Origin of the sequence: Paraburkholderia sp. 40, from assembly GCF_050434105.1 — a bacterium.
In the GTDB taxonomy this organism is placed as follows: domain Bacteria; phylum Pseudomonadota; class Gammaproteobacteria; order Burkholderiales; family Burkholderiaceae; genus Paraburkholderia; species Paraburkholderia tuberum.
Genome location: NZ_JBNPVY010000002.1, coordinates 1464683 through 1485985 on the forward strand (window position 1 = coordinate 1464683; position 21303 = coordinate 1485985).

Annotated in this window: 20 protein-coding genes; 9 read left to right on the forward strand and 11 right to left on the reverse strand. The window is 63.4% G+C overall.

Annotated elements, in window-relative coordinates; genetic code table 11:
* Positions 1–23 precede the first annotated feature (23 nt).
* A complete protein-coding gene (locus tag OKW28_RS08035; protein WP_429444607.1) occupies positions 24–2180 on the forward strand; it encodes a phosphocholine-specific phospholipase C in 2157 nt (718 codons plus the stop codon).
* Positions 2181–2289: 109 nt separating this feature from the next.
* Here the strand turns inward: OKW28_RS08035 and OKW28_RS08040 are convergent, their stop codons facing one another.
* From OKW28_RS08040 to OKW28_RS08050, 3 genes are all read right to left on the reverse strand, one after another.
* Positions 2290–3207: a dihydrodipicolinate synthase family protein gene (locus OKW28_RS08040; RefSeq protein WP_429444608.1), complete on the reverse strand. Its 918-nt coding sequence runs from the start codon at positions 3205–3207 to the stop codon at positions 2290–2292.
* Positions 3208–3464: 257 nt separating this feature from the next.
* Positions 3465–4580, reverse strand: a complete 1116-nt coding sequence (locus OKW28_RS08045; protein WP_429444610.1) for a succinylglutamate desuccinylase/aspartoacylase family protein — start codon at positions 4578–4580, stop codon at positions 3465–3467.
* 37 nt (positions 4581–4617) lie between these two features.
* Positions 4618–5385, reverse strand: a complete 768-nt coding sequence (locus OKW28_RS08050; RefSeq protein WP_429444612.1) for a transporter substrate-binding domain-containing protein — start codon at positions 5383–5385, stop codon at positions 4618–4620.
* Between the two features lie 114 nt (positions 5386–5499).
* Between OKW28_RS08050 and OKW28_RS08055 the strand changes: the two genes are divergently transcribed.
* Positions 5500–6420, forward strand: coding sequence for a LysR family transcriptional regulator (locus OKW28_RS08055; RefSeq protein WP_429444614.1), 921 nt, complete (start codon positions 5500–5502; stop codon positions 6418–6420).
* 29 nt (positions 6421–6449) lie between these two features.
* Here OKW28_RS08055 and lysA read toward each other — a convergent pair whose 3' ends face one another.
* On the reverse strand, positions 6450–7706 hold the full coding sequence (gene lysA / locus OKW28_RS08060) for a diaminopimelate decarboxylase (RefSeq protein WP_429444616.1): 1257 nt from the start codon (positions 7704–7706) through the stop codon (positions 6450–6452).
* Between the two features lie 120 nt (positions 7707–7826).
* Here lysA and OKW28_RS08065 point away from each other — a divergent pair, with 120 nt between their 5' ends.
* The gene (locus OKW28_RS08065; RefSeq protein WP_429444617.1) at positions 7827–8765 is read left to right on the forward strand and encodes a LysR family transcriptional regulator; all 939 of its coding nucleotides are present in this window, start codon (positions 7827–7829) and stop codon (positions 8763–8765) included.
* Between the two features lie 229 nt (positions 8766–8994).
* The gene (locus tag OKW28_RS08070; RefSeq protein WP_429444619.1) at positions 8995–9849 is read left to right on the forward strand and encodes an oxidoreductase; all 855 of its coding nucleotides are present in this window, start codon (positions 8995–8997) and stop codon (positions 9847–9849) included.
* Positions 9850–9882: 33 nt separating this feature from the next.
* Here the strand turns inward: OKW28_RS08070 and OKW28_RS08075 are convergent, their stop codons facing one another.
* The 6 genes from OKW28_RS08075 to OKW28_RS08100 all read right to left on the reverse strand — a co-directional run bounded on the left by OKW28_RS08075 (position 9883) and on the right by OKW28_RS08100 (position 15384).
* Entirely contained in the window at positions 9883–10317 is a 435-nt protein-coding gene (locus OKW28_RS08075) for a rubredoxin (protein WP_429444621.1), read from the reverse strand.
* 72 nt (positions 10318–10389) lie between these two features.
* A complete protein-coding gene (locus OKW28_RS08080; protein ID WP_260327592.1) occupies positions 10390–10515 on the reverse strand; it encodes a hypothetical protein in 126 nt (41 codons plus the stop codon).
* A 220-nt stretch (positions 10516–10735) separates the two neighbouring features.
* The gene (locus tag OKW28_RS08085; protein WP_429444623.1) at positions 10736–11926 is read right to left on the reverse strand and encodes a Rieske 2Fe-2S domain-containing protein; all 1191 of its coding nucleotides are present in this window, start codon (positions 11924–11926) and stop codon (positions 10736–10738) included.
* Between the two features lie 214 nt (positions 11927–12140).
* Entirely contained in the window at positions 12141–13592 is a 1452-nt protein-coding gene (locus OKW28_RS08090; RefSeq protein ID WP_429444625.1) for a glycosyltransferase family 2 protein, read from the reverse strand.
* 79 nt (positions 13593–13671) lie between these two features.
* A complete protein-coding gene (locus tag OKW28_RS08095; RefSeq protein WP_429444627.1) occupies positions 13672–14271 on the reverse strand; it encodes a cytochrome b in 600 nt (199 codons plus the stop codon).
* Between the two features lie 120 nt (positions 14272–14391).
* The gene (locus tag OKW28_RS08100; protein WP_429444629.1) at positions 14392–15384 is read right to left on the reverse strand and encodes a LysR substrate-binding domain-containing protein; all 993 of its coding nucleotides are present in this window, start codon (positions 15382–15384) and stop codon (positions 14392–14394) included.
* A 164-nt stretch (positions 15385–15548) separates the two neighbouring features.
* On the opposite strand from OKW28_RS08100, the gene OKW28_RS08105 reads away from it, so the two are divergent.
* Entirely contained in the window at positions 15549–16532 is a 984-nt protein-coding gene (locus OKW28_RS08105; protein WP_429444631.1) for an aldo/keto reductase, read from the forward strand.
* A 220-nt stretch (positions 16533–16752) separates the two neighbouring features.
* On the opposite strand, the gene OKW28_RS08110 is transcribed toward OKW28_RS08105, so the two are convergent.
* Complete coding sequence (locus OKW28_RS08110; protein ID WP_429444633.1) at positions 16753–17667, reverse strand: LysR substrate-binding domain-containing protein; 915 nt, start codon at positions 17665–17667, stop codon at positions 16753–16755.
* A 100-nt stretch (positions 17668–17767) separates the two neighbouring features.
* Here OKW28_RS08110 and metC point away from each other — a divergent pair, with 100 nt between their 5' ends.
* The 4 genes from metC to OKW28_RS08130 are packed head-to-tail and all read left to right on the forward strand — an operon-like array spanning position 17768 to position 21229.
* Positions 17768–18931, forward strand: a complete 1164-nt coding sequence (gene metC, locus OKW28_RS08115) for a cystathionine beta-lyase (RefSeq protein ID WP_429444634.1) — start codon at positions 17768–17770, stop codon at positions 18929–18931.
* Positions 18932–18969: 38 nt separating this feature from the next.
* Entirely contained in the window at positions 18970–19809 is an 840-nt protein-coding gene (locus OKW28_RS08120; protein ID WP_429444636.1) for an ABC transporter substrate-binding protein, read from the forward strand.
* 2 nt (positions 19810–19811) lie between these two features.
* Positions 19812–20462 carry an amino acid ABC transporter permease gene (locus tag OKW28_RS08125; RefSeq protein ID WP_429444637.1) on the forward strand — a complete coding sequence of 217 codons (651 nt, stop codon included), beginning with the start codon at positions 19812–19814 and terminating at the stop codon, positions 20460–20462.
* Positions 20459–21229 carry an amino acid ABC transporter ATP-binding protein gene (locus OKW28_RS08130; RefSeq protein WP_429444639.1) on the forward strand — a complete coding sequence of 257 codons (771 nt, stop codon included), beginning with the start codon at positions 20459–20461 and terminating at the stop codon, positions 21227–21229. Before OKW28_RS08125 ends, OKW28_RS08130 begins: the two co-directional genes overlap by 4 nt.
* Positions 21230–21303: the final 74 nt, after the last annotated feature.

A 21303-nucleotide genomic window follows, 5' to 3' on the forward strand; every position in this document is an offset into this window, starting at 1 on the left:
CCCTACGCAGAAGGTGATATTCGATGACATCAACTAGCCGTCGCCGTTTCCTGCAAACCGTGGCGTCATCCGCGGGCGCCGCCGCCGCGATGACCGCATTGCCCGAGTCGATCCGCAACGCGCTCGCCGTGCCCGCGTTTTCGCGCACGGGCACGATTCGCGATATCGAGCACATCGTCGTGTTCATGCAGGAGAACCGCTCGTTCGACCACTACTTCGGCCATCTGCGCGGCGTGCGCGGCTACAACGACCGCTTCCCGATTCCGCTGCCGAGCGGCCTGCCGGTGTGGAATCAGCCGTCGAAGGAAGACCCGACCAAGCCGGTGCTGCCGTTCCATCTGAACACCGCGACGACGAGCGCGCAGTGCGTCGGCGATCTCGATCACACGTGGTACAAGACTCACTACGCGATCGACGGCGGCCGCTACGACCAGTGGCCCGCCAACAAGACCGACATGACGATGGGCTACCACCTGCGTAGCGACATCCCGTTCCACTACGCGCTCGCCGACGCCTTCACGATCTGCGATGCGTACTTCTGCTCGTTGCCGGGACCGACGCACCCGAACCGCGCGTATCTGATGACCGGCATGGTCGACCCGACCGGCACGATGGGCGGCCCGCTGCTCGACAACAACGACTGGGTCGACGGCGATGGTCCGCCGAACTATCAGTTGCTGTCGTGGACCACGTATCCGGAGCGTCTTCAGGCCGCGGGCATTTCGTGGCAGATCTATCAGCAGGGCACGTCGGGCGTCGATCCGCTGAACGGCAATTACGGCACCAACATCCTGCAGAATTTCACGAACTTCATCAACGCGCAGCCGGGTTCGCCGCTCTACGAGCGCGCGCAAACCGTGCGCACGATCGACGACCTGAAAGCCGACGTGCTCGCGAACCGGCTGCCGCAGGTGTCGTGGCTGTGCCCGCCGGCCGCCTACTCGGAGCATCCGAGCTACACGCCCGCGTACGGCGCCGAATACACGTCGCAGATTCTCGACGCGCTGACGTCGAACCCCGAGGTGTGGAGCAAGACCGTGCTCTTCATCATGTACGACGAGAACGACGGCTTCTTCGATCACCTCGTGCCGCCGCAACCGCCGACGACGTCCGCGCAGGGCAAGTCGACGGTGACGACCGACGGCGAGATCCACAATGTCGTCAATCCGCTGCGCGGCGGCAGTTACACCGCCGACGGCTATCCGTACGGCCTCGGCCCGCGCGTGCCGATGACGATCGTGTCGCCGTGGACCAAGGGTGGCTTCGTGTGCTCGCAGGTGTTCGATCACACGTCGGTGATCCGCTTCATCGAAACGCGCTTCGGCGTGCATGAGCCGAACATCACGGCATGGCGTCGCGCGGTATGCGGCGACCTGACCACCGCGTTCGACTTCCGCACGCCGGATGCGAAGATGCCGTCGCTGCCGGACACCAGCAACTACATGAGCATGGCCGACAACCAGTGCAAGACGCAACCGAAGCCGACCGTGCCGACGACGCCGACTCCGGTCGATGCGCAGGAAGCGGGCATCCGTTTCGCGCGCGCGTTGCCGTACGAACTGCATGTGAACGGCGCGGCGAACGCGGGCAATGACACGTTCGAAATCACGATCGGCAACACCGGCGACCAGGGCGCGCACTTCTACGTGTACGCGACGAATCGCAACGACGGTCCGTGGCGCTACACGGTCGAAGCGGGCAAGTCGCTCAGCGACACGTTCGACCTGAGCACGACGAACGGCGTGTATGCATTCGACGTGTTCGGCCCGAACGGCTTCGTGCGCAAGTTCGCGGGCAACACCCAGGCGAGCACGCAAAGCACGCAGAATGGCCATGGCAACGGTCATGGCGACAACCAGCCGGCGCGGCCTGAAGTGACCGCGCAATACGACGTCGCGAATGGCAACGTGTTCCTGAAGTTCACCAACAGCGGCGGCGGCATCGCGCATCTGACGGTGATCGACAACGCGTACGGCGCGCGCCCGCGCACCGTGGTCGTGCCGGCCAATGCGCGTATCGAGGAAGGCTGGGTGCTTGCGTCGAGCCATCACTGGTACGACCTGACGGTGACGAGCAGTGACGACGCGAGCTTCTCGCGCCGCTTTGCCGGTCACGTCGAGAACGGCCGGCCGAGTATCAGCGATCCGGCTGCGGTTGCGCCGGTGCTGAGCGCGAGTTGAGGCAACAACCGCCAGCTACGCTTACTCGCAGTCTGATTCGGCATCCTGTCCCGCCTACGTGGCGGACAGGGTGCCGATGTTTCTTGAGGCTCGTATTGAAACGCGGTGCTTAGAGACCGACGTCCGGCAGCGCCGGACGCGTGGCGAGCGCCTTGGCGACGATGTCTTTGACTTCGGCGAGCGCGTCGCCTTGCAGCGCGAGGCGCGGCGGACGCGTGACGGCGCTGCCGCGGCCGAGCAGTTCCTCGCACAGCTTGATGCATTGCACGAGGTCGGGGCGCGCGTCGAGGTGCAACAGCGGCATGAACCAGCGGTACAGCGACAGCGCCTCATCGAAGCGCTTCTGCGTCGCGAGACGGAACAGCGTCTCGCCTTCCTTCGGGAACGCGTTCGACATGCCCGACACCCAGCCTTGCGCACCAACGGCGATGCTTTCGACCACCACGTCGTCGAGGCCGGCGAACAGCACGAAGCGGTCGCCCACCGCGTTGCGCAGATCGATGAAGCGTCGCGTATCGCCCGACGAATCCTTGAAGCAGACGATGTTCTCGCAGTCCTGCAGTGCGATCAGCACGTCCGGCGTGACGTCGTTCTTGTAGATCGGCGGGTTGTTGTAGATCATCACCGGCAGATCGGTGCTGCTCGCGACCGAGCGGAAATGCGCGGCGGTTTCGTGCGGCTTCGCGGAATAGACGAGCGCCGGCATGACCATCACGCCGTCGACGCCGACACGCGCGGCTTCACGCACCGTCTGCCGCGCGAACTCGGTCGTGAACTCGGCGACACCCGCGACGACCGGCACCTTGCCGCCAGCCGCGTCGCGCGCGGCCTCGATCACCTGCAGTTTTTCCGACGTGCTCAGCGAGGTGTTTTCGCCAACCGTGCCGCAGACCACCAGACCCGACACGCCGTCCTTGACGAGATTGCTGACCACGCGGTGCGTCGCGTCGATGTCGAGCGAAAAATCCGGCTTGAACTGGGTGCTGACGGCGGGAAATACCCCGCTCCATTGGATAGCCTTGCTCACTTTGTCCGTCTCCTTCAAAAAGCCGGCCGCGCCGACTCACGTTGAGTATGACGACGAGTATCGGCCTTTATCCGGAGGCGGGCTTGGGCTTTTTCGTGGCTGAAAGAGATTAAATCCGCACAACAGGCGAGGCGCCGGATCGCCGGCCGGGCGGCGCCGGCTACTTCGCGGCAAGGCGGCTGAGGCGCCCGTCAGCATCGTTGCGCGAGGCTTCGAGGCGGCCCCTGGATGCCGAGTCCGGCATAGCCGTTACGCGATCAGGCGCCCAGCAACACGCCCGTTCGGATCGGCCGCGTGCCGGTCATGCGACCGAGCGGCGCACCGGCCGTCACGAAACGGATCGCGCGCCGCATGTACAGCACCCCTTCGGTCTGGCTCGCGATCGTGGTCGTCTCGTCGGTCAGCGGATCGACGATATCGAACAGCGGCTGGCCGACGCGGATCTTGTCGCCGATCTTCGCGCGGTGCACGAGAATCCCGCTCACCGGCGCAGAGAACTGCTCGCTGCCCGCGAGCGGCGTCGCCGGCGACAGCAGCGGCGGCAACGGCTTGGCCTCGCCCCGAATCGCGCCGCGCCACATCAGATAGTCGACGAGCGCGTCGGCATCCTGCTGCGCGACTTCATACGACACGTCGCGCTGGCCGCGGCATTCGACCGTCACCGCGATCGAGCCGGTCGGCACCGGCTTGCTCGCCGGCATCTGCTGCTGCAACGTCCACCACAGCAGGCTGTGGGTTTCGTCGAACGCGCCGCCGCCCGAATCGGTCGCGAGCAACGACGCCTCTGCGCCGAGATAGCGCGACAGCGGCTCGAACTCGGCCCAAGCGGCTTCGCTCGTGTACACATGCATCGCCGCTTCGAGCGAGCAATGCAGATCGATCACGACGTCCGCGTCGCACGACAACTTCAAGAGCGCCAGTTGCAGCGACTCGAATTCGGTCAGCGGCTTCTGTTGCGCGAGTTCGGCCGCGAGCAGCTCGCGCACGATGCGGCGGTTCTCGTTCGCGTCTGCGCCGAGCGCCTCTTTCGCATTCGCGACGAGCTTTGCGAACTGCACGAAATGCCGGTTGAAGTTCTTGCCACTGCCGAGATCGAAGCGGCCGATGAACTGCCCGAACACGTATTGACTGAGCCCGACCGGATTCGACACCGGCACGAGCACAATTTGCGCGTTCAGCGCGCCGGCTTCCTCGAGCTCCCGCAGACGCCGCTTCAGCAGCACCGTGGTCAGCATCGCGGGCGTTTCGTCGGCATGCAGTGACGCCTGGATGTAGATCTTCTGCCCGCTATTGGCCGGGCCGAAATGAAACGACACCAGTTCGCGGTGCGTGCCGATTGCTGGCGACACAAGCGGAATCGATTGCCTGTTCATGAATGGAAAACCGCGAAGATAATGTTGGAAATCTGGATCAATTGCCGTACGGATCGAAGTCGAAGTACTTCTTCGCAATCAGTGCATAGGTGCCGTCTTTGCGCATCGACGCGATCGCCGCGTCGATCGATGCCTGGACCGCGGTTTCGTCCTTGCGCAAGCCGATGCCGACGCCGCGATCTCCCATCGAAAGCGGCTCGCCGACAAACGCGAAGCCCTTGCCCGCGGGTGTGCGCAGGAAGCCGTAATCGGCCTCGACGGTGCCGAGCAACGCGCCGTCGAGCCGGCCGTTCTGCAGATCGGCGAACACCTCGTCCTGGCTTTTGTAGGCGACCACGTTCGCGCCGAGCGGCGTCCAGTTCTTCAGCGCGTAGCCTTCGAACTGCGTGCCCGACTGCACGCCGATCTGCTTGCCGGCAAGTCCGCTCGCCGTAGGCGCGAGCGACGAGCCTTGCCGCGCGATCAGCCGCGACTTGAACTGGAACAGCTTCGACGAAAACAGAATCTGCTGCTCGCGCTTCTCGGTGATCGCCATCGACGACACCACCGCGTCGATCTTGCGCGCCTGCAGCGCCGGAATCATGCCCGAAAACTCGAGTTCGACCCACTGACAATGCGCGTGGATGCGCCGGCAAATCTCGTTGCCGAGATCGACGTCGAAGCCCTTCAGGCTGCCATCGGGCGCCTTCGAGTCCATCGGCGGATAGGTCGGATCGTTGCCGAGGCGCAACGTGTTGGCGTCAGCGGCGAACGCGCCGCTGCTGAAAGCCAGCGCGGCACAGAGAGTCATCAGTGGAGTTTTCATGGAAGGCGACGATGAGCGGATCAGGACAGCGTGATCGTAAGCCGCGGTGGCGCCTCAAAGAAGTCTCGTTCGGACTATCATGATCACTTTTACCGATCACCAAACCCTGTCGCCATGGCATTGACGATTTCCCAGCTGCGCGCGTTCACGGCGGTCGCCGAGCATGGCAGCATCCGCGCGGCGTCGCGCGCGCTCGGCATCGCGCAAAGCGGCATCACGCAGCAGTTGCAGAACCTCGAATCGATGCTCGGCGCAACGCTGTTCACGCGCACCAATCGCGGCATTGCGCTGACCGCGCTGGGCCAGCGGCTGCTGCAGCGGGCCGGCGCGATCCTCGGTGAATGCGAGCGTGCCGAGGAGGACGTGCGGCAACTGCGCGGCGACTACGTGGGCGAGGTCACGTTCGGCATGACGACAGAGCCGCTCGTCGACGCGTTCGCGCCCGTGTTGATGGAATTTCGTGCGCGCTTCGAGCGCGTCGCCGTGCATCTGCGCACGGGCACGTCGCGCATGATGATTTCGTGGATCCGCGAAGGAACGCTGGATTTCGCTGTCGCGCTCGTATCGAAGCAGACCGACACCGCCGATCTGTCGGTCACGCCGCTCTATCCGTCCGACCCGGTGATCGTGTGCCGGCGCGGTCATCCGAAGGCGCGCGCGAAGTCGCTCGCCGAACTCGTCGATTGCACGTGGGTGACGACGCGCTCGCCGAATCTGACCGAGGAGCCGCACGTCAACCGGTTGAGCTATCTGTTCGACAGCTACGGCTTGCCGCCGCCGAAGATCGTCGCGACCGTCGAGGGCTTGTACGAGACGCTGCACCTGGTAGCCGCGACTGATTGCCTGTCCCTCGAATCATCGGTCATCGCGAAGCGCGGGCCGTTCGCGGACGTGCTGACGACGATCCCCGTGCGCGAGCGCGCGTTGCAGCAGAACGTCTGTCTGCTGCAACGCGCCGCGATTCCGCTGACCCCAGCCGTGCAGGAGTTCGCGACGATGATCGCGTCGTACACGCGCGCGGTGCGGGCGCATTGAGCGTTGAGTGTTGAACTCCAATGCGCCGCTCAAGCCGCCGTTGCTTCGAGCGCTATCAATTCTTCGATGCGCTGCCTGCGCCGGATCAGCCGCGCGTTGCCGCGCTCGATCAGCACCTCGGGCGCGAGCGGCCGGCTGTTGTAGTTCGACGACATCGACGCGCCGTACGCGCCCGTGTCATGGAACACGAGCAGGTCCCCCACTCGAGGCGCGGGCATCGACCGGCTCGTGACGACACCGCCTTGCGCCTGGGTGAACACGTCGCCGGCTTCGCACAGTGGCCCCGCCACGCTGAACGAGCCGGCCGGCGCATCGCTCGGCGTGCCATTGCGCCGAAGCACGCTGATCTCGTGATAACTGCCGTAGTACGACGGCCGCACCAGGTCGTTGAAGCCCGCATCGAGCAACGCGAATTGCCGCGACGGCCGCCGGTTCAGCGCGTGCACTTCGGCGACGAGTACACCTGCCTGCGCGACCAGAAAGCGCCCCGGTTCGATTTCGAGTCGCACGCGATGCCCGACGCGTGCTTCGATGCAGCGCCGCGCGTCGTCCCACAGCCGGAAATAATGCGCGGTATCGACACTCAGCTCGCCATCGCGATACGGCACCGACAAACCACCACCCGCGGAAATCGCCTCGATATCCTGATCGAGTTGCGACACCGCATCGACCATCGCATCGCATACTTTCGCGAGATGCCCGTAATCGACACCCGAGCCGATATGCATATGCAGCCCGACGAGCTTCAGCCGATAGCGCCGCACCAGTTCGAGCGCGCGTGGCAAGTCATCGCGCCAGATGCCGTGCTTGCTGTGCTCGCCGCCTGTGTTGGTCTTGCTGCTGTGGCCGTGACCGAAGCCGGGATTGATCCGCAGCCACACGCGATGGCCTTCGCTCGCGTGTCTCCCGAGCCGTTCTAGCATGTCGGGCGAGCCGGCGTTGACCGTGATTCGCTCGTCGAGCACGGTCGCCAGCGTCGCGTGGTCGAGCACGTCGGCGGTGAAGACGACGCCTTCGGGCCCCCCGTTCGATGCGGGTTGAGCCGCATAGCCCGCGGCAAAACTGCGCGCGAGTTCACCCAAAGAGACCGCATCGAGCATCACGCCTTCGTCGCGCATCAGCTTCAGGATGTGCACGTTCGAACAGGCCTTCTGCGCGTAGCGGATCGTGTCGAAACTGCGCAACTGCGCGATGCGCTGGCGGATCGTGTCGGCGTCATAGACCCATAGCGGCGTGCCGTGCTGGCGCGCGAGGTCGGCGAGTTGATGGGAGTCGAATGGCGTCATGGTCGGTTGCATGTCGAAGCTTTGCGAAAGCGATAGCCGACATGATGATCCGCGGCGATCATTCAGTAAAATACCAATCTATTGCTCGCCTATTCACTTTTGATATACCACGGACCCGCCATGGCGCTCACGCACTGGCACATCGAAATCTTCCGCGCGCTGATGACGGCCGGCAGCGTGACCAAGGCAGCCGAGATGCTGTTCACGTCGCAGCCCACCGTGAGCCGCGAACTCGCGCGCATGGAACAACGCATCGGCTTCGCGCTGTTCGAGCGAGTGCAGGGCCGGCTGCGTCCCACGCAATCCGCGCTGACGCTGTTCGACGAGATCAAGCGCGCGTACGTCGGGCTCGAACGCGTCGCGTCGACCGCGGCCGCGCTGCGCGAATTCAAGGGTGGCCAGCTGTCCGTGATCGCGCTGCCGGTGTTTTCGCATTCGATCCTGCCGGGCGCCGTCAAACGCTTTCACGATATGCAGCCGGGCGTCAGCGTATCGATCGCGACGCAGGAGTCGCCGTTTCTCGAAGAATGGCTGACCGCGCAGCGCTACGACCTCGGCCTCACCGAGCACGACGCGCCGCCGCCCGGCACGCGGCTCACGCCACTCATCACCGTCGATGAAGTGTGTGTGCTGCCCGACGCTCACCCGCTGCTCGCGAAACGCGTGATCGCATTGAAAGATTTCACCGATCAGGCGTTCATCAGCCTGTCCGCGAACGATCCATACCGCCTGCAAATCGACGAAGCGTTCGCGCGAGCCGACATCGCGCGCCGCCTGCTGATCGAAACGCCGACCGCGGTGTCCGTGTGCAGCTTCGTGCGGCAAGGGCTCGGCATTGCGATCGTCAATCCGCTGACCGCGCTCGATTTCGCGGGTCACAATCTGCATATCCGGGCGCTCGCGTTGTCGCTGCCGTTTCGCGTCAGCGTGATCCGTCCCGAGCACCGGCCCGCGCATCCGCTCGCGGACGCGTTCGTCGGCGCGCTGCAAAGCGAAGCCGCCGCGCTGCGACTACAATTGAAGCGCCACACCAGCCCCAAGCGGTCATCGCATTCATAGCAGTCACGGCGGCGTCCCCGCTTCATCGCCCGGCGAATCCGCGCGGCGCCGCGCGCGTTCGCGCGGGGCCACCGCCCGAACCGTCCGCCGCGCGAACCGGGCACGCGTCGAGCTGACATCACCCGCATACCGATTATCGACGCGCCGCGCGTCTGCGCCGCATCGGGGCGCCGTTTTTAGCGCCGTTTTCCAGTCTTCACGTCATAGACCCTCAACAGGAGTGTTCCAAATGATGAATCGAGACAATCCCGTCTGGCTGATCACAGGCTGTTCCACCGGCTTCGGCCGCGAACTCGCGAAGCTCGTGCTCGAACGCGGCTGGCGCGCGGTCGTCACCGCGCGCGATGCATCGAAAGTGAAGGACATCGCAGAGGGGCACGGCGAGCGCGCGCTGGTGCTGCCGCTCGACGTGACCAATCGCGCGCAGATTGAAACCGTGGTCGCGCAGGCGAAGCGCCATTTCGGCCGCGTCGACGCGCTCGTCAACAACGCGGGCTACGGTTATCTGGCCGCGATCGAGGAAGGCGAGGACAGCGAAGTCCGCGCAATGTTCGAGACCAACGTGTTCGGCCTCGTCGACATCACGAAGGCCGTGCTGCCGATCATGCGTGAGCAGCGCAGCGGTTTGATCGTCAACGTGTCGTCGATTGGCGGGATTGCGAGTTTCGCGGCGACCGGCTACTACCATGCGACGAAGTACGCAGTGGAAGGGCTGTCGGAATCGCTCGCGCTGGAAGTGAAACCACTCGGCATCGGCGTGCTGATCGTCGAGCCGGGGCCGTTTCGCACCAACTGGGCGGGTCCGTCGATCAAGCAGTCGGCAACGTTGATCGACGACTATGCGTCGACCGCCGGCGAGCGCCGCAAACAGACCGAAGCGCGTAGCGGCAAGCAGACCGGCGACCCTGTGCGCGCCGCGCAGGCGATCATCGATGCGGCGTTGTCGGACGCGCCGCCGCTGCGTCTGCTGCTCGGCAAGACCGCGCTCGATCTCGCGTACAGGAAGCTCGACTTTCTGCGCGGCGATTTCGACACCTGGCGAGCGACGAGCGAGGGGGCGGATTATCCGGAAGGGACGGCGTAGAGCGGGTTTATCAGGCGAGCCTCGGCCCGCCGCTTAAAACTCCACCAGCGCAAAATCTTCCTTGCCCACATCGCACAGCGGGCAGCGCCAGTCGGCCGGCACATCGGCCCAGCGCGTGCCCGGCGCGATGCCCTCGTCCGGCACGCCGGCGGCTTCGTCGTAGACCCAGCCGCAGATCACGCAGACCCATTGCTTGAAGTCGTCGGCTGTGGCGACGTTCGCGGCCGACGGCGCATCGGGCGTACCGGTCGCAGCGGCATCCGCCGCGCACGTGCGCGCCGTCGCATCGAGGCTCACGACGAGCGGCGCGACCGTGCCGTTACCGGTTCCCGCGAGCCGCGCCTTCAGGCTGTCGAGCAGGCGCTGCGCTTCGTCGTGGGTCAGATCGATCCAGTACGGATCGCCGGCGCCGTCGTTGAGCCGCTCGGGGGAAAACTGGATTTCTACGGCTACGCCCTTCTTGTACATGGCAATCAAAAATCTCGAGAAAGCCGGCGACGCGCGCCGGCACAAGGCTGCCCGCGCGACGCGGGCGCTGCTTCAGTGCGCGTGGACCAGCAGATTCAGCGCGATCGAGGCGATCAGGCCAGCGGCGCCGATCAGGCCAAGCAACTGCAGCAGAGTGAGGGATTTACGCGAGTTGGTGGGGGTTTGTTGCGTGGTCACGAGCGAATCTTGAAGTTCGGAAAAAGCGCAATGGTACACGGGTGCTGACGCGACGAATGTCGATTGACGCAAACTCGCGTGCAATAAAAGTACCGGGCGATATTATCGCCGCTCGCGCGCCGCGCATTGTCTACCGTGGGGAGATGGATTAATTCCCGGCGAGGGGGAAAGCCGTGACGGGACGGGGTGCGCGGCGCCGGTGAACACACCCGCGCCGCGCTCAGGTCTTGGCGAGCGGATCGCCGTGACGCGAATCCCAGAAACGGATCACCGCCGTATCGCCGGTGCCCGCGCCGACCACCTGGTCCGGCGTGCCGCACTCGCGCAGCAGCGCGCGCAAGTCGTTGATGACCGGGAACACCTCATGATTCCAGTCCGCTCCCTGCGAATCGTGGGCGCGCTGCTCCGCCTCGACGATCTCGCGATCCTCCTTGAAAATGCGCTCGGTGAACCACACCAGCAGCGGCCATGCGAGATTCATCACACCGGGAATGCCGGGCTTGCGGATCGACAGCAGCCCGAACGTTCGGTTGGTGCGCTGCTCGCGGTCGAGCGGCACATAGACGATCCACAGGTCCATCACCAGCGTCTGCTCGTCGTTGCGGATTTGCAGGGTCTGGTATGGGTATTCGGTGCGGATCGTCATCACGTCTTTGTCGCCGGAGCCACCGGTCTTGCGCCTCTCGCCGAACACCATCGCCTCGCCTAGCGGCTGCTGCCCCTCCATGCGCGCAAACGTGTAGTCGACCTCGACCCAGCCCTCACCGCGTCGCCGCCCGAGCGAACGCGCGCGCATGCGCCCCATCTGGCGGCGATGCAGGAACTGATGATTCATGTCCATCAGGTTCTCGTGCATGAACGAATAATGACAGTTGACCGGACGGCCGAAGCGGCGCGTCTTGTACTTCGGGTCCGACACCGAGCGAAAGCCCGGCAACGGCCGCTCCTCCGCGAGCGCGGCGTCGCCGGGAAACACGAAGATCAGTCCCTCCACTTCCTGACACGGATACGAGCGCACACCGTTCGGTAGACGCTCGCGGCCGAGGTACGGCACGTCGATGCACTTGCCCGAGCAGTCGTAGGTCCAGCCGTGATAGCCGCAGCGAATCGATTCGCCGTCGACCACGCCCTGATGCAGCGGCACCTGCCGATGCGCGCAGCGATCTTCCAGCGAGAACACTTTGCCGCTCTCGGTGCGCGCGAGCACGATCGGATCGCCGGCGAAGGTCACGCCGAGCGTCTTGCCGCGCTTCACTTCATGCGACCACGCGAGTGGGTACCAGTAATCCGGATGAATGGCGACGCGGCGCAGATCGCGCACCGGCGCCTCGTGAGTGGCTTGAGCAGACGCGGCAGCGAGCGTTGCGCCTGCGGATTCCTGTTCCTGTTCGAGCGGGGGAACTGCATGCATAGGTCAAGCCTCCGTGCACCAGCTGATGGAAGGTTGCCGCGCTGCATGGCAGTGCGGCATCTTCACCAGTCTACTTGATGCAGCCGCCGCATGGCACTTTCGCCGGCATGCGCGATGCGTCGCAGCACACGTTGCGCAGCCGCGCGCATCAGGGTGAACGAGCTACCTTTACCACACCCGCCCTACAGAAACATTGACCTGCCCTTCGAGCTGCTCAATCCTCGTCGACCGCGACGAGCCCGGAGCGCCGTTGCACGCCCCACGTGCGGCCGCCGCGCAGAAAATGCAGCCAGCCGAGCGCGGCGCCCAGATGACGCGCGAGCTGGAACGTGAACGGCTCCGCAACGGCCGCAAGCATCGCCATGCCGAGACTGTTGCCACTGCGCTCGCCGGTCCAGCGCCGGTAGAGATGAATGCTCCACAGGTAAAACGCCAGATCGATCGCCGTTTTCAGGCCGATCACGCTGAAGATCGACACGACGATCGCCCCGTGTCCGCCGAACAGAAAACCGAGTAGCAATGCGAATGCCGTGAGGCCGTAAATCGGCTGCATCGTGTCGACCGCCTTGACTGGCAGCATCAGCATGCCGAGCGTGCCGTAGCGCCGATTGCCGGTCATGTCGCGGTTCCAGTACTGGGTCTGCAGGAAACCCGCGAACCAGCGGCGGCGCTGGCGCAGAAAGCTTGCGAGGGTGTCGGGCGCATCGGTGCGCGCATGCGCTTCGCCGACCACGCGCACGTCCCAGCCGAGCTCGTGATCCACCGAATAGCGGCGCAGCCGGTGAATCAGTTCGTAATCCTCGACCAGACACTGCGGGTCGAAGCCGCCGACCGCGACGAGCGCATCGCGCCGGAACGACGCGAATGCGCCCGAGATCAGCAGCAGGCTGTCCGCGCGCATCCACGCGAAACGCGCGATGAAGTTGCGCATGTACTCGTAGGTCTGGAACCACTGGAACACGCGGCCCGACAGCGACTTGCCACAGACCGGCACGAGAATGCCCGCTGCCGCGACGAGCGACGGCTCGCTCGCGAACGCGGCGCGCATCGCGTAGGTGGCGTCGTCGTCGAGCAGCGTGTCGGCGTCGACGGTCATCACGGTGTCGGTCGTCATCACGGTGATCGCGGCGTTCAGCGCGCGGGCCTTGCCGCCGTGCGGCACGCGCAGCCAGAACAGGTTCGGATGCAGCGAGCTCGGCGCGCTCAGCACGCCATCGGCGGCGGGCGTGAGGCCGAAGCGTTGCGTGAGCAGTTCGGCGGTGGCGTCGGTGGAGCCGTCGTCGGCGATCACGATCTGCGCAGGGCCGTGCGTTTGCCGCAGCAGCGCGGCGAGCGTGACCGGCAACACGGCCGCCTCGTTACGCGACGCGACGATGACACCCATGCCCGGCAACTCGCGCCGTTCGTGGTCGACTTCGAGCGGCGCCGTGCGGCGCGTGAGCGGCAACGACTTCCACGTGACGAACGCGAGCAGCAACGTGTCATATACGACATACGCAATACCGGTCGACCACGCGAGCGCGCCACGCAGAAAGAATGCTCGCGCGAACAGCAGTGCCCACAGCATGACGACGCTGGAATGGATCAGCGTGCTCGATAGCGTCGCGCGACGCGGCAGAATGCGCGGCGACGCGACAGCGAGTGCCTGTTCGAGAGTCTTCTTCAAGGCGAGTGTTTCAGGTTCAGCTGGGTTGCGGTTAGTTGGCGAAGCTGTGTTCGCGCGCCGTCAAAAACACGCCGCGGCTTCACGGCGTCATGCGCTTCAACACCGATTTGCGATCGAGCCACTCATGCTTGAGCGCGCCGCCGATATGCATCGCCAGCAACGCATAGAGCGCATAACCGAGCCACGCATGCAGCGCGCCGAAGCGATCGTGCAACGTCTCTTTCAGTGTCGGGTCGAGATGCATCACATAGCCGAAGCGCGGCCATTGGAACAGGCCGAACCACTGCATCGGATGCGTGGCCGCGTCTTTCCACGCGGAATCGTGCAGCCAGCCGGACAGCGGCAACGCAATCATCAGCAAATACAGCGCGAAGTGCGCGAGGTGCGCGGCAATCTTTTCCCACGACGGAAACTCGCGCGGCAACGGCGGTGGCTTGTGCGACACGCGCCACAGGATGCGCAGCAGCGCGAGCCCGAGCACCGTGATGCCGATCGATTTGTGTGTGTCGATCACCGGACGCACCCAGTCGTCGGGCAGCGAATCAGCGGACAGAGCGAGCACGACATTGACGCACATCAGCAACGCGATCAGCCAGTGCAGCGTCATCGCGGTGCGCGTATAGCGCGGCGGGCGAGAGGCATCGATCGAATCGGTCAGGGAATTCGCTTGGGTGTTCATGGTTGTTCCGTTCGCGAGGGCGATGAATGCCGCGAAAGTTGTTTGAAAATCGACGCTACCGGTATCAGGCAAACGCCCAACTGTGCCGTTTTATTCCGCAAAGCGCTCAACCTGCGTGTTTCAGTTTGTTTCGGGCTTTGGATTGCGGGCACCGCCTCGTTTCACGCGACGCCGCGCCTCCTTGTCCCGCTCATCGCTCAACTGCCGCTCGCCCCACGCGCGCACCGCCTCGGCGAACAGACGCAGCGCGCTCGGCGGATGACGGTTGGCCGGGTAGTACAGGCACAAGCCCGCGAACGTCGGGCTCCACTCCGGCAGTAGTTGCACGAGCCGGCCGCTCGCGACATGTTCGGCTACATGGTCGAGCGGCACCCAGGCGATGCCGATGCCGGCCAACGCCGCTTCGACCATCAGGTTCAGATTGCCGAGCGTCATCGGCCCATCGACGTCGATGCTCACGCTCTTGCCGCGATGCGTGAGGTCCCAGCGATACAGCGTGCCGCTTTCAAAGCGAAAGCGAATGCAACGGTGCAGCATCAGATCGTGCGGCGCCGTGGGCGCGGGATGACGCACGAGATACTCGGGCGACGCCACCGCCGCGAGACGCATGTCGCGCCCGAAGCGGATCGCGATCATGTCGCGCGGCACGTCTTCGAGCACGCGGATGCCCGCATCGAGTCCTTCGGCGACGATATCGACGAGCCTCGAATCGACCACGAACTCGACGTGAATCTCCGGATAGCGCGCGAAGAAATCCGGCAGCACGTGCTGCACGAGCTGTTTCGCGGACGCCTCCGAAGCGCTGATCCGGATCGTGCCCGACGGCCGGTTGCGCGCGGCCGTGACTTCCACCACCGCGTCGTCGAGGTCCGCGAGCGCCGGACGCACGCGTCGTAGCAATTGCTCGCCGGCTTCCGTCAAGGCGACCGAGCGCGTGGTGCGATTGAAGAGCCGCACGTCGAGCCGCGATTCCATGTTGCGCATCGCGTGACTCAACGCCGACGGCGACAGCCCGAGCACGCGCGCGGCCGCGCTGAAGCTGCGCTGCTCGGCGATCGTGATGAAGGCGGTCAGTTCGGCGGGGCCCGCGCGTGGCGGCCTGGAATTGGGCATTTGTGAATTCGATTCAATAGCTCATGCAAGTATAGAGATATTGTTGAGTCACGCACAGCAACCTACACTCGCTTCCAGTGCCACGACCTGCGTGGCTCGTCCCGCATCCCAACCGTCGTGGTCCTGGCAGCGGCCGGGGTTCGGCGCGTCAACTGGAGCATCGTATGCAAACACGTCAACTCGGCAAAAGCGGCCTTGAAGTATCCGCTCTCGGCCTCGGTTGCATGGGCCTGAGTTTCGGCTACGGCCCCGCTACGGAAAAATCGGCCGGCATCGAACTGATCCGCGCGGCCTTCGAGCACGGTGTCACGTTCTTCGATACCGCGGAAGCCTATGGCCCGTTCGTGAACGAGGAACTGGTCGGTGAGGCGATCGCGCCGTTTCGCGATCAGGTGGTGATCGCGACCAAGTTCGGCTTTCGTGACGGCGACACGAAAAAGGGGCTCGACAGCCGCCCGGAAAACATTCGCGCCGTCGCCGATGCCGCGCTCAAGCGCCTGAAAACCGACCGCATCGATCTGTTCTATCAGCATCGGGTCGATCCGAACGTGCCGATCGAAGATGTTGCCGGCGCGGTGAAAGATCTGATCGCCGCGGGCAAGGTCGGGCACTTGGGCCTGTCCGAAGCGAGCGTGGAGTCGATCCGCCGCGCGCACGCGGTGCAGCCCGTCGCGGCGCTGCAAAGCGAGTATTCGCTGTGGTGGCGCGAGCCCGAAGCAAGCGTGCTGCCGACCCTCGAAGAACTCGGCATCGGCTTCGTGCCGTTCAGCCCGCTCGGCAAAGGCTTTCTGACCGGCACGATCGACGAACGCACGACCTTCGACAAGAGCGATTTCCGCAATATCGTGCCGCGCTTCTCGGAAGAAAACCGCAAGGCCAATGCGGCGCTCGTCGACGTACTTGGCCGGATCGCGAACGGCAAAGACACGACCCGCGCGCAAATCGCAGTCGCATGGCTGCTCGCGCAAAAGCCGTGGATCGTGCCGATTCCCGGCACGACGAAGCTGCCGCGCCTCGAGGAGAACGTCGGCGCCGCGAGCGTCGTGCTGTCACCGGCGGATCTCGCCGACATCGAAGCGGCGCTCGAGCAGATCAAGGTGACGGGCGAGCGCTATCCGGCGCAACTTCAGCAGTTCATCAACCGCTAGGCGATGCGCGGTCGCGGCGCCTTAGTCGTGAGACTTGCGCCGCCTGTTAGCTGGTGTTTTGGCCTATGTTCTGGCTGGCGCCCCGCAGATCAGCGCGGGACTCGCGGCAGCATCGAGTTCACCTTGCGCTTGCGCGCGTTCGAGCCGTCGCTCGAACGCGGTGTCGAACGTGACGAGGCCAGGCGCGATGTAGCGATCAGCGTGTCCGATTTCTATCCGATCAATTCGCCAGCGCCCTTTTGAGCGCCTTCTGGTCACGTTCGAGCTGCATTCTCATGTGCCGCATGAACTGCCTCGCGGTTTCCGTGAGTGGGGTACCAGGGCGAAACACCAGCACTCCTGTGAACATTACCTCGATGTCGATCGGCTTCACGACGAGCCCCCGCTCTGCGAAGTCCAACGTCACGAGCGGATGAGCGATTCCTATACCGACTCCCGCGAGCGCCAGTTCGCAGATCGTGTGCGAATACGGCGTCTCGACGACCGGTTTGAGACGGATTTCGCGTGCCGTGAGTTGCGTGTCCAGGCGTAGCCTGGTGCTGTCTTCGGGATTCAACGCGATGAAAGGAAATTCAGGCAGGTCCGCAACAGCGATGACAGCACGCGTGGCCAAAGGATGATGTGAGTTCATCACTGCGACAGCCCGCATACGCGCGAACACCGAGTGTTCGAGGCCGGCCATCGACATCTCGTCGGACATCAGGCCGAAATCCACCTGTCCAGCCGAGACCTTCTCATGCACTTCGCGAGAACTCATCACCTGTAGCGAAATTTGCACGTTTCTGGACGGGGCATCGAACGCCGCAATGACACGTGGCAGAAAGCCTGTGCCCAGTGCCGGCAGAGAGGCGATCGCCATCCGGCCCAATCCGTAGGACCGCAAACTACGGATTCGATGCTCGATGACCTCGAATCCGCGGAAGTACTGGTCAACCTCACGCATCAGGGCGACGGCTTCCTGGGTGGGAACGAGCCGGCTGCGTATCCGCTCGAACAGGCCGAAGTCCGCCATGGTTTCCAGACGCCTGATGGCCTGACTGACAGCCGGTTGCGAAATGCCGAGCAGGGCCGCCGCCTTGCTCGTGCTTCCTGCGTTCATGACCGCCCTGAACACTTCAATATCCCTGATTCGCATAACCTAGACTTATTGAGCTAATTATTTCCGATGTTGATGCAATCCCGGGTGAAAGTAAACTTCGATCATCAATCCACCACGAGGCATCACCGGGAGCAAGATGACAAGCAATCCCCAGAAGGCGCCGCAGCCGTTCCGCAGCCTGTCCCCATCCGTCGTGCGGGCATCGACGGTTGTATTCGATTCTCTGGCCGAGTTTTCGCGCCGCAAGGAGCGGCAACCGGACGGTTACAGCTATGGCATCACCGGAACGCCAACGGCTCGTGAACTGGAGCACCGCATCGCCGAGCTCGAAGGTGGCGCGCATTGCGTGGTGACGCCTTCCGGTCAATCCGCGCTGATGACGACCGTGATGGGCTTCGTGCGCGGCGGCGATCACCTGCTGGTGTCCGCTGCCTGCTACGGCGCGCTCAAGACATTCGCGCATAAGTGGCTGGCGCACTTCGACGTCGAGGTCGAACTGTATCCGCCGGCAATCGGGGCTGCGATTCAAAAGTACATCAAGCCCAACACCCGCATGATCTGCATGGAGTCGCCGGGGACGGTGACGATGGAGATGCCCGACATTCCGGCGATCGTCGAAGTCGCGAAACGTCACGGCGTATTGACGATGATGGACAATACTTGGGCAAGCCCGCTCGCTTTCAAACCGCTCGAACATGGTGTGGATTTCAGCGTCGAAGCCGCGACGAAATTTTTTGGTGGTCATTCGGATCTACTGGTGGGCTGCATCAGCATGAACGACGCGGATTACTACGCGACTTTGCGCGAGACGCAGAGCGTTCTCGGCCAGCAGACCAGCCCTGATGACTGCTTCCTCGTCATGCGCGGCCTGCAAACCCTGAAGGTCCGCTTCGCTGCCCAGAGCGCCTCAACGCTGCAGATTGCGAGGGAACTCGAACGTCACCCGGAAGTGAGCAAGGTGCTGTTCCCGGCACTGCAGTCCGATGCCGGTCATGCCATCTGGAAGCGGGATTTTGCGAGCAGCGGGTGTCTCTTCTCCCTGATCCTCCAGCCCGCGGCGGACGACGCGTTCAACGCATTCTTCGATACGCTCCAGTATTTCCCCATCGGGGCGAGCTGGGGAGGCGTGCATAGCCTCGCTGCCTACTACCCGGCCCCGTTGCAGGCCGAGCGTGCGTTCCCGCTTACCGACCAGCCTATCGTGCGCCTTTCGATCGGGTTGGAGGACCCGGCGATGCTGCTTGCGGATCTGAATGCCGGTCTTGACGCATTCGGACGCGCCCGAGCAACCGCTGCGTAGATTTTTTAACTCAATTTACCTGGATGAGTGAGTACGAGATGAAATCAATCAAGGGATGGGGACGCTTTGTCACGATAGCGAGTTTCGTGACGCTTTGCGCGGCATTCAGTTCACCGGCTACTGTGCAGGCAGCGGATCTTCTCGCGCAGGCGAAGGCGAGTGGCACATTGCGCGTGGCCAACACCCAGAGTAGTCCCCCATGGAGCATGCTTGACGAAAACAATCAACCTGTCGGCTATGACGTTGCAATTGCAAAGGAAGTCGGCAAGCGCATTGGCGTGCCGAACGTAGTATTCGTCGCCGATTCGTTCAAGAACTTCGTGGAAGGGTTGAAGACGGGCAAGTACGACCTTGTGATGAACGATCTCACACCTACGCCTGAACGGCAACAACAGGTTGATTTCGGTGATCCATACGGCGTGGAGGATTTCCGCATTTTCGTACCTGCCGGCAACACAGACATTAAGGGCAAGGAAACCCTTAAAGGCAAGCGAGTGGGAGTGGTCACTGGCTCGAGCAATGAAACATGGGCACGAGCACACCTGCATGACTCCGACATCCGTTCGTACGATAACGGGGGACTCGTCTTCAGCGATCTGGGCAATGGACGTATCGACGCGGTGATCATTTCGCACTTCGGCGGCATGAAGTACGCCAACGTCAACCATTTACCGGTCAAGGAAGTGGGCGAACCCTTGATCTACCAGCTATCAGCGCCGGCTTTGCAGAAAGGCCAACCGGCCCTGCTCGCAGCGGTCGATAAGGCGATTGCAGACATGATGGCTGACGGGACGATCGAGGCCATTGCCAGGAAGTGGGTCGGGCGGGATTACGATATGCCCGGCACGATCACCAAAGCGAAGGCGCACAAGGAGTAGTCATGATCGAGCTTTTCATGCGCTCGCTTCCGCTGTTAAAGAGTGCGGTGCTGATGACACTCTTTCTCGGTTTGTTGTCGTTTGTGCTCGGTTCGACGCTAGGGTTGCTGGTCGCCTTGGCTCGTATCTCCAGCATAGGTGCACTACGCGCGTTCGCATTCGCATATGTATCCATCTTCCGTGGCACGCCGCTGCTCGTGCAGATACTGCTGATCTATTTCGGTTTGCCCCGGTACGGTCTGACACTTGAACCGGTTCCCGCCGCGCTACTCGCGCTCACGCTGTTTTCGGCCGCGTATCTGAGCGAGAACTTCCGTTCCGGCATCAACGCGGTGGACACGGGCCAGTGGGAAGCTGCGATGTCGCTGGGCATGGGTTACTGGAAAGCCATGTCGCGGGTTCTTCTTCCCCAAGGACTACGCATCGCCATTCCGCCTGTCGGCAGCCGCATGATTGCACTAATCAAAGATACATCCCTCGCTTCGACAATCACGGTGGTAGAACTGACCCGCGTCGCCGACCAGGTCGGCGCCTCCACCTTCCGCTACATGGAAATGTTCCTGATGGTCGGCCTGATCTACTGGGGCATCAACCAGATTCTCACGATAGTCCAGACCGTCCTCGAGAATCGCATTTCGAGGCGTTTTGTATGAATACTGATATCAGGTCGATTGAAGTCCGTGGACTTTCGAAGGCATTTGGCAACAACCAGGTCTTGCGCGGCGTCGATTTCAGCGTATCGAAAGGCGAGGTTGTCGTTGTAATGGGTCCCTCCGGGTCGGGCAAGACCACGCTGCTGCGCTCACTGAACTTCCTCGAGGTACCGGATGCCGGCAGCGTGACAGTATGCGGCATTGATGTCGAATGCAACGATTTGTCAAAACCGTCACGCCAGAATCAGAAGAAGATCCGCGCGATCCGCCAGCGCACCGCAATGGTGTTCCAGTCGTTCAACCTCTTTCCGCACAGGACAGCACTGGAAAACGTGATGGAAGGTCCGTTCAGCGTGAAGGGTGTCCCTCGTGCGCAAGCGTCGGAGCGCGCAATTCACCTGCTGACACGGGTTGGCCTGGCCGCAAAAGCCAACGAATATCCGGCACGGCTGTCCGGCGGTCAGAAGCAGCGCGTAGCGATCGCGCGGGCGCTCGCGATGGATCCAGAGGTCATCTTCTTCGACGAGCCCACGTCTGCTCTCGATCCAGCGCTGCGGGAGGATGTCCTGACCGTCATGCGCGACGTTGCCAAAGCGGGCATGACGATGCTGATCGTCACGCACGAAGTGCGGTTTGCGCGAGATGTAGCGGATCGGGTTGTTTTTATGGATGGCGGCGTGGTTGCCGAAGACACGACACCGCAAGCCTTCTTTGGTGAAGGCAGCAGTTCACGGGTAAGGCAGTTTCTGCATCTGATCGAGACCTGAGTATTGAGTACGCCGCGACACCGTCTTGAATCACGCGTAGGGCTTCCGTTGCAAAAGCGTTGGCGGAAGAGTTC

What these genes read in the sequence shown, in the direction of transcription:
- OKW28_RS08035 (WP_429444607.1), top strand. Translation starts at nt 24, where the DNA reads ATGACATCAACTAGCCGTCGCCGTTTCCTGCAAACCGTGGCGTCATCC.
- OKW28_RS08045 (WP_429444610.1), bottom strand. Translation starts at nt 4,580, where the DNA reads ATGAACAGGCAATCGATTCCGCTTGTGTCGCCAGCAATCGGCACGCAC.
- OKW28_RS08050 (WP_429444612.1), bottom strand. Translation starts at nt 5,385, where the DNA reads ATGAAAACTCCACTGATGACTCTCTGTGCCGCGCTGGCTTTCAGCAGC.
- OKW28_RS08055 (WP_429444614.1), top strand. Translation starts at nt 5,500, where the DNA reads ATGGCATTGACGATTTCCCAGCTGCGCGCGTTCACGGCGGTCGCCGAG.
- lysA (WP_429444616.1), bottom strand. Translation starts at nt 7,706, where the DNA reads ATGACGCCATTCGACTCCCATCAACTCGCCGACCTCGCGCGCCAGCAC.
- OKW28_RS08065 (WP_429444617.1), top strand. Translation starts at nt 7,827, where the DNA reads ATGGCGCTCACGCACTGGCACATCGAAATCTTCCGCGCGCTGATGACG.
- OKW28_RS08070 (WP_429444619.1), top strand. Translation starts at nt 8,995, where the DNA reads ATGATGAATCGAGACAATCCCGTCTGGCTGATCACAGGCTGTTCCACC.
- OKW28_RS08075 (WP_429444621.1), bottom strand. Translation starts at nt 10,317, where the DNA reads ATGTACAAGAAGGGCGTAGCCGTAGAAATCCAGTTTTCCCCCGAGCGG.
- OKW28_RS08085 (WP_429444623.1), bottom strand. Translation starts at nt 11,926, where the DNA reads ATGCATGCAGTTCCCCCGCTCGAACAGGAACAGGAATCCGCAGGCGCA.
- OKW28_RS08095 (WP_429444627.1), bottom strand. Translation starts at nt 14,271, where the DNA reads ATGAACACCCAAGCGAATTCCCTGACCGATTCGATCGATGCCTCTCGC.
- OKW28_RS08100 (WP_429444629.1), bottom strand. Translation starts at nt 15,384, where the DNA reads ATGCCCAATTCCAGGCCGCCACGCGCGGGCCCCGCCGAACTGACCGCC.
- OKW28_RS08105 (WP_429444631.1), top strand. Translation starts at nt 15,549, where the DNA reads ATGCAAACACGTCAACTCGGCAAAAGCGGCCTTGAAGTATCCGCTCTC.
- OKW28_RS08110 (WP_429444633.1), bottom strand. Translation starts at nt 17,667, where the DNA reads ATGCGAATCAGGGATATTGAAGTGTTCAGGGCGGTCATGAACGCAGGA.
- metC (WP_429444634.1), top strand. Translation starts at nt 17,768, where the DNA reads ATGACAAGCAATCCCCAGAAGGCGCCGCAGCCGTTCCGCAGCCTGTCC.
- OKW28_RS08120 (WP_429444636.1), top strand. Translation starts at nt 18,970, where the DNA reads ATGAAATCAATCAAGGGATGGGGACGCTTTGTCACGATAGCGAGTTTC.
- OKW28_RS08125 (WP_429444637.1), top strand. Translation starts at nt 19,812, where the DNA reads ATGATCGAGCTTTTCATGCGCTCGCTTCCGCTGTTAAAGAGTGCGGTG.
- OKW28_RS08130 (WP_429444639.1), top strand. Translation starts at nt 20,459, where the DNA reads ATGAATACTGATATCAGGTCGATTGAAGTCCGTGGACTTTCGAAGGCA.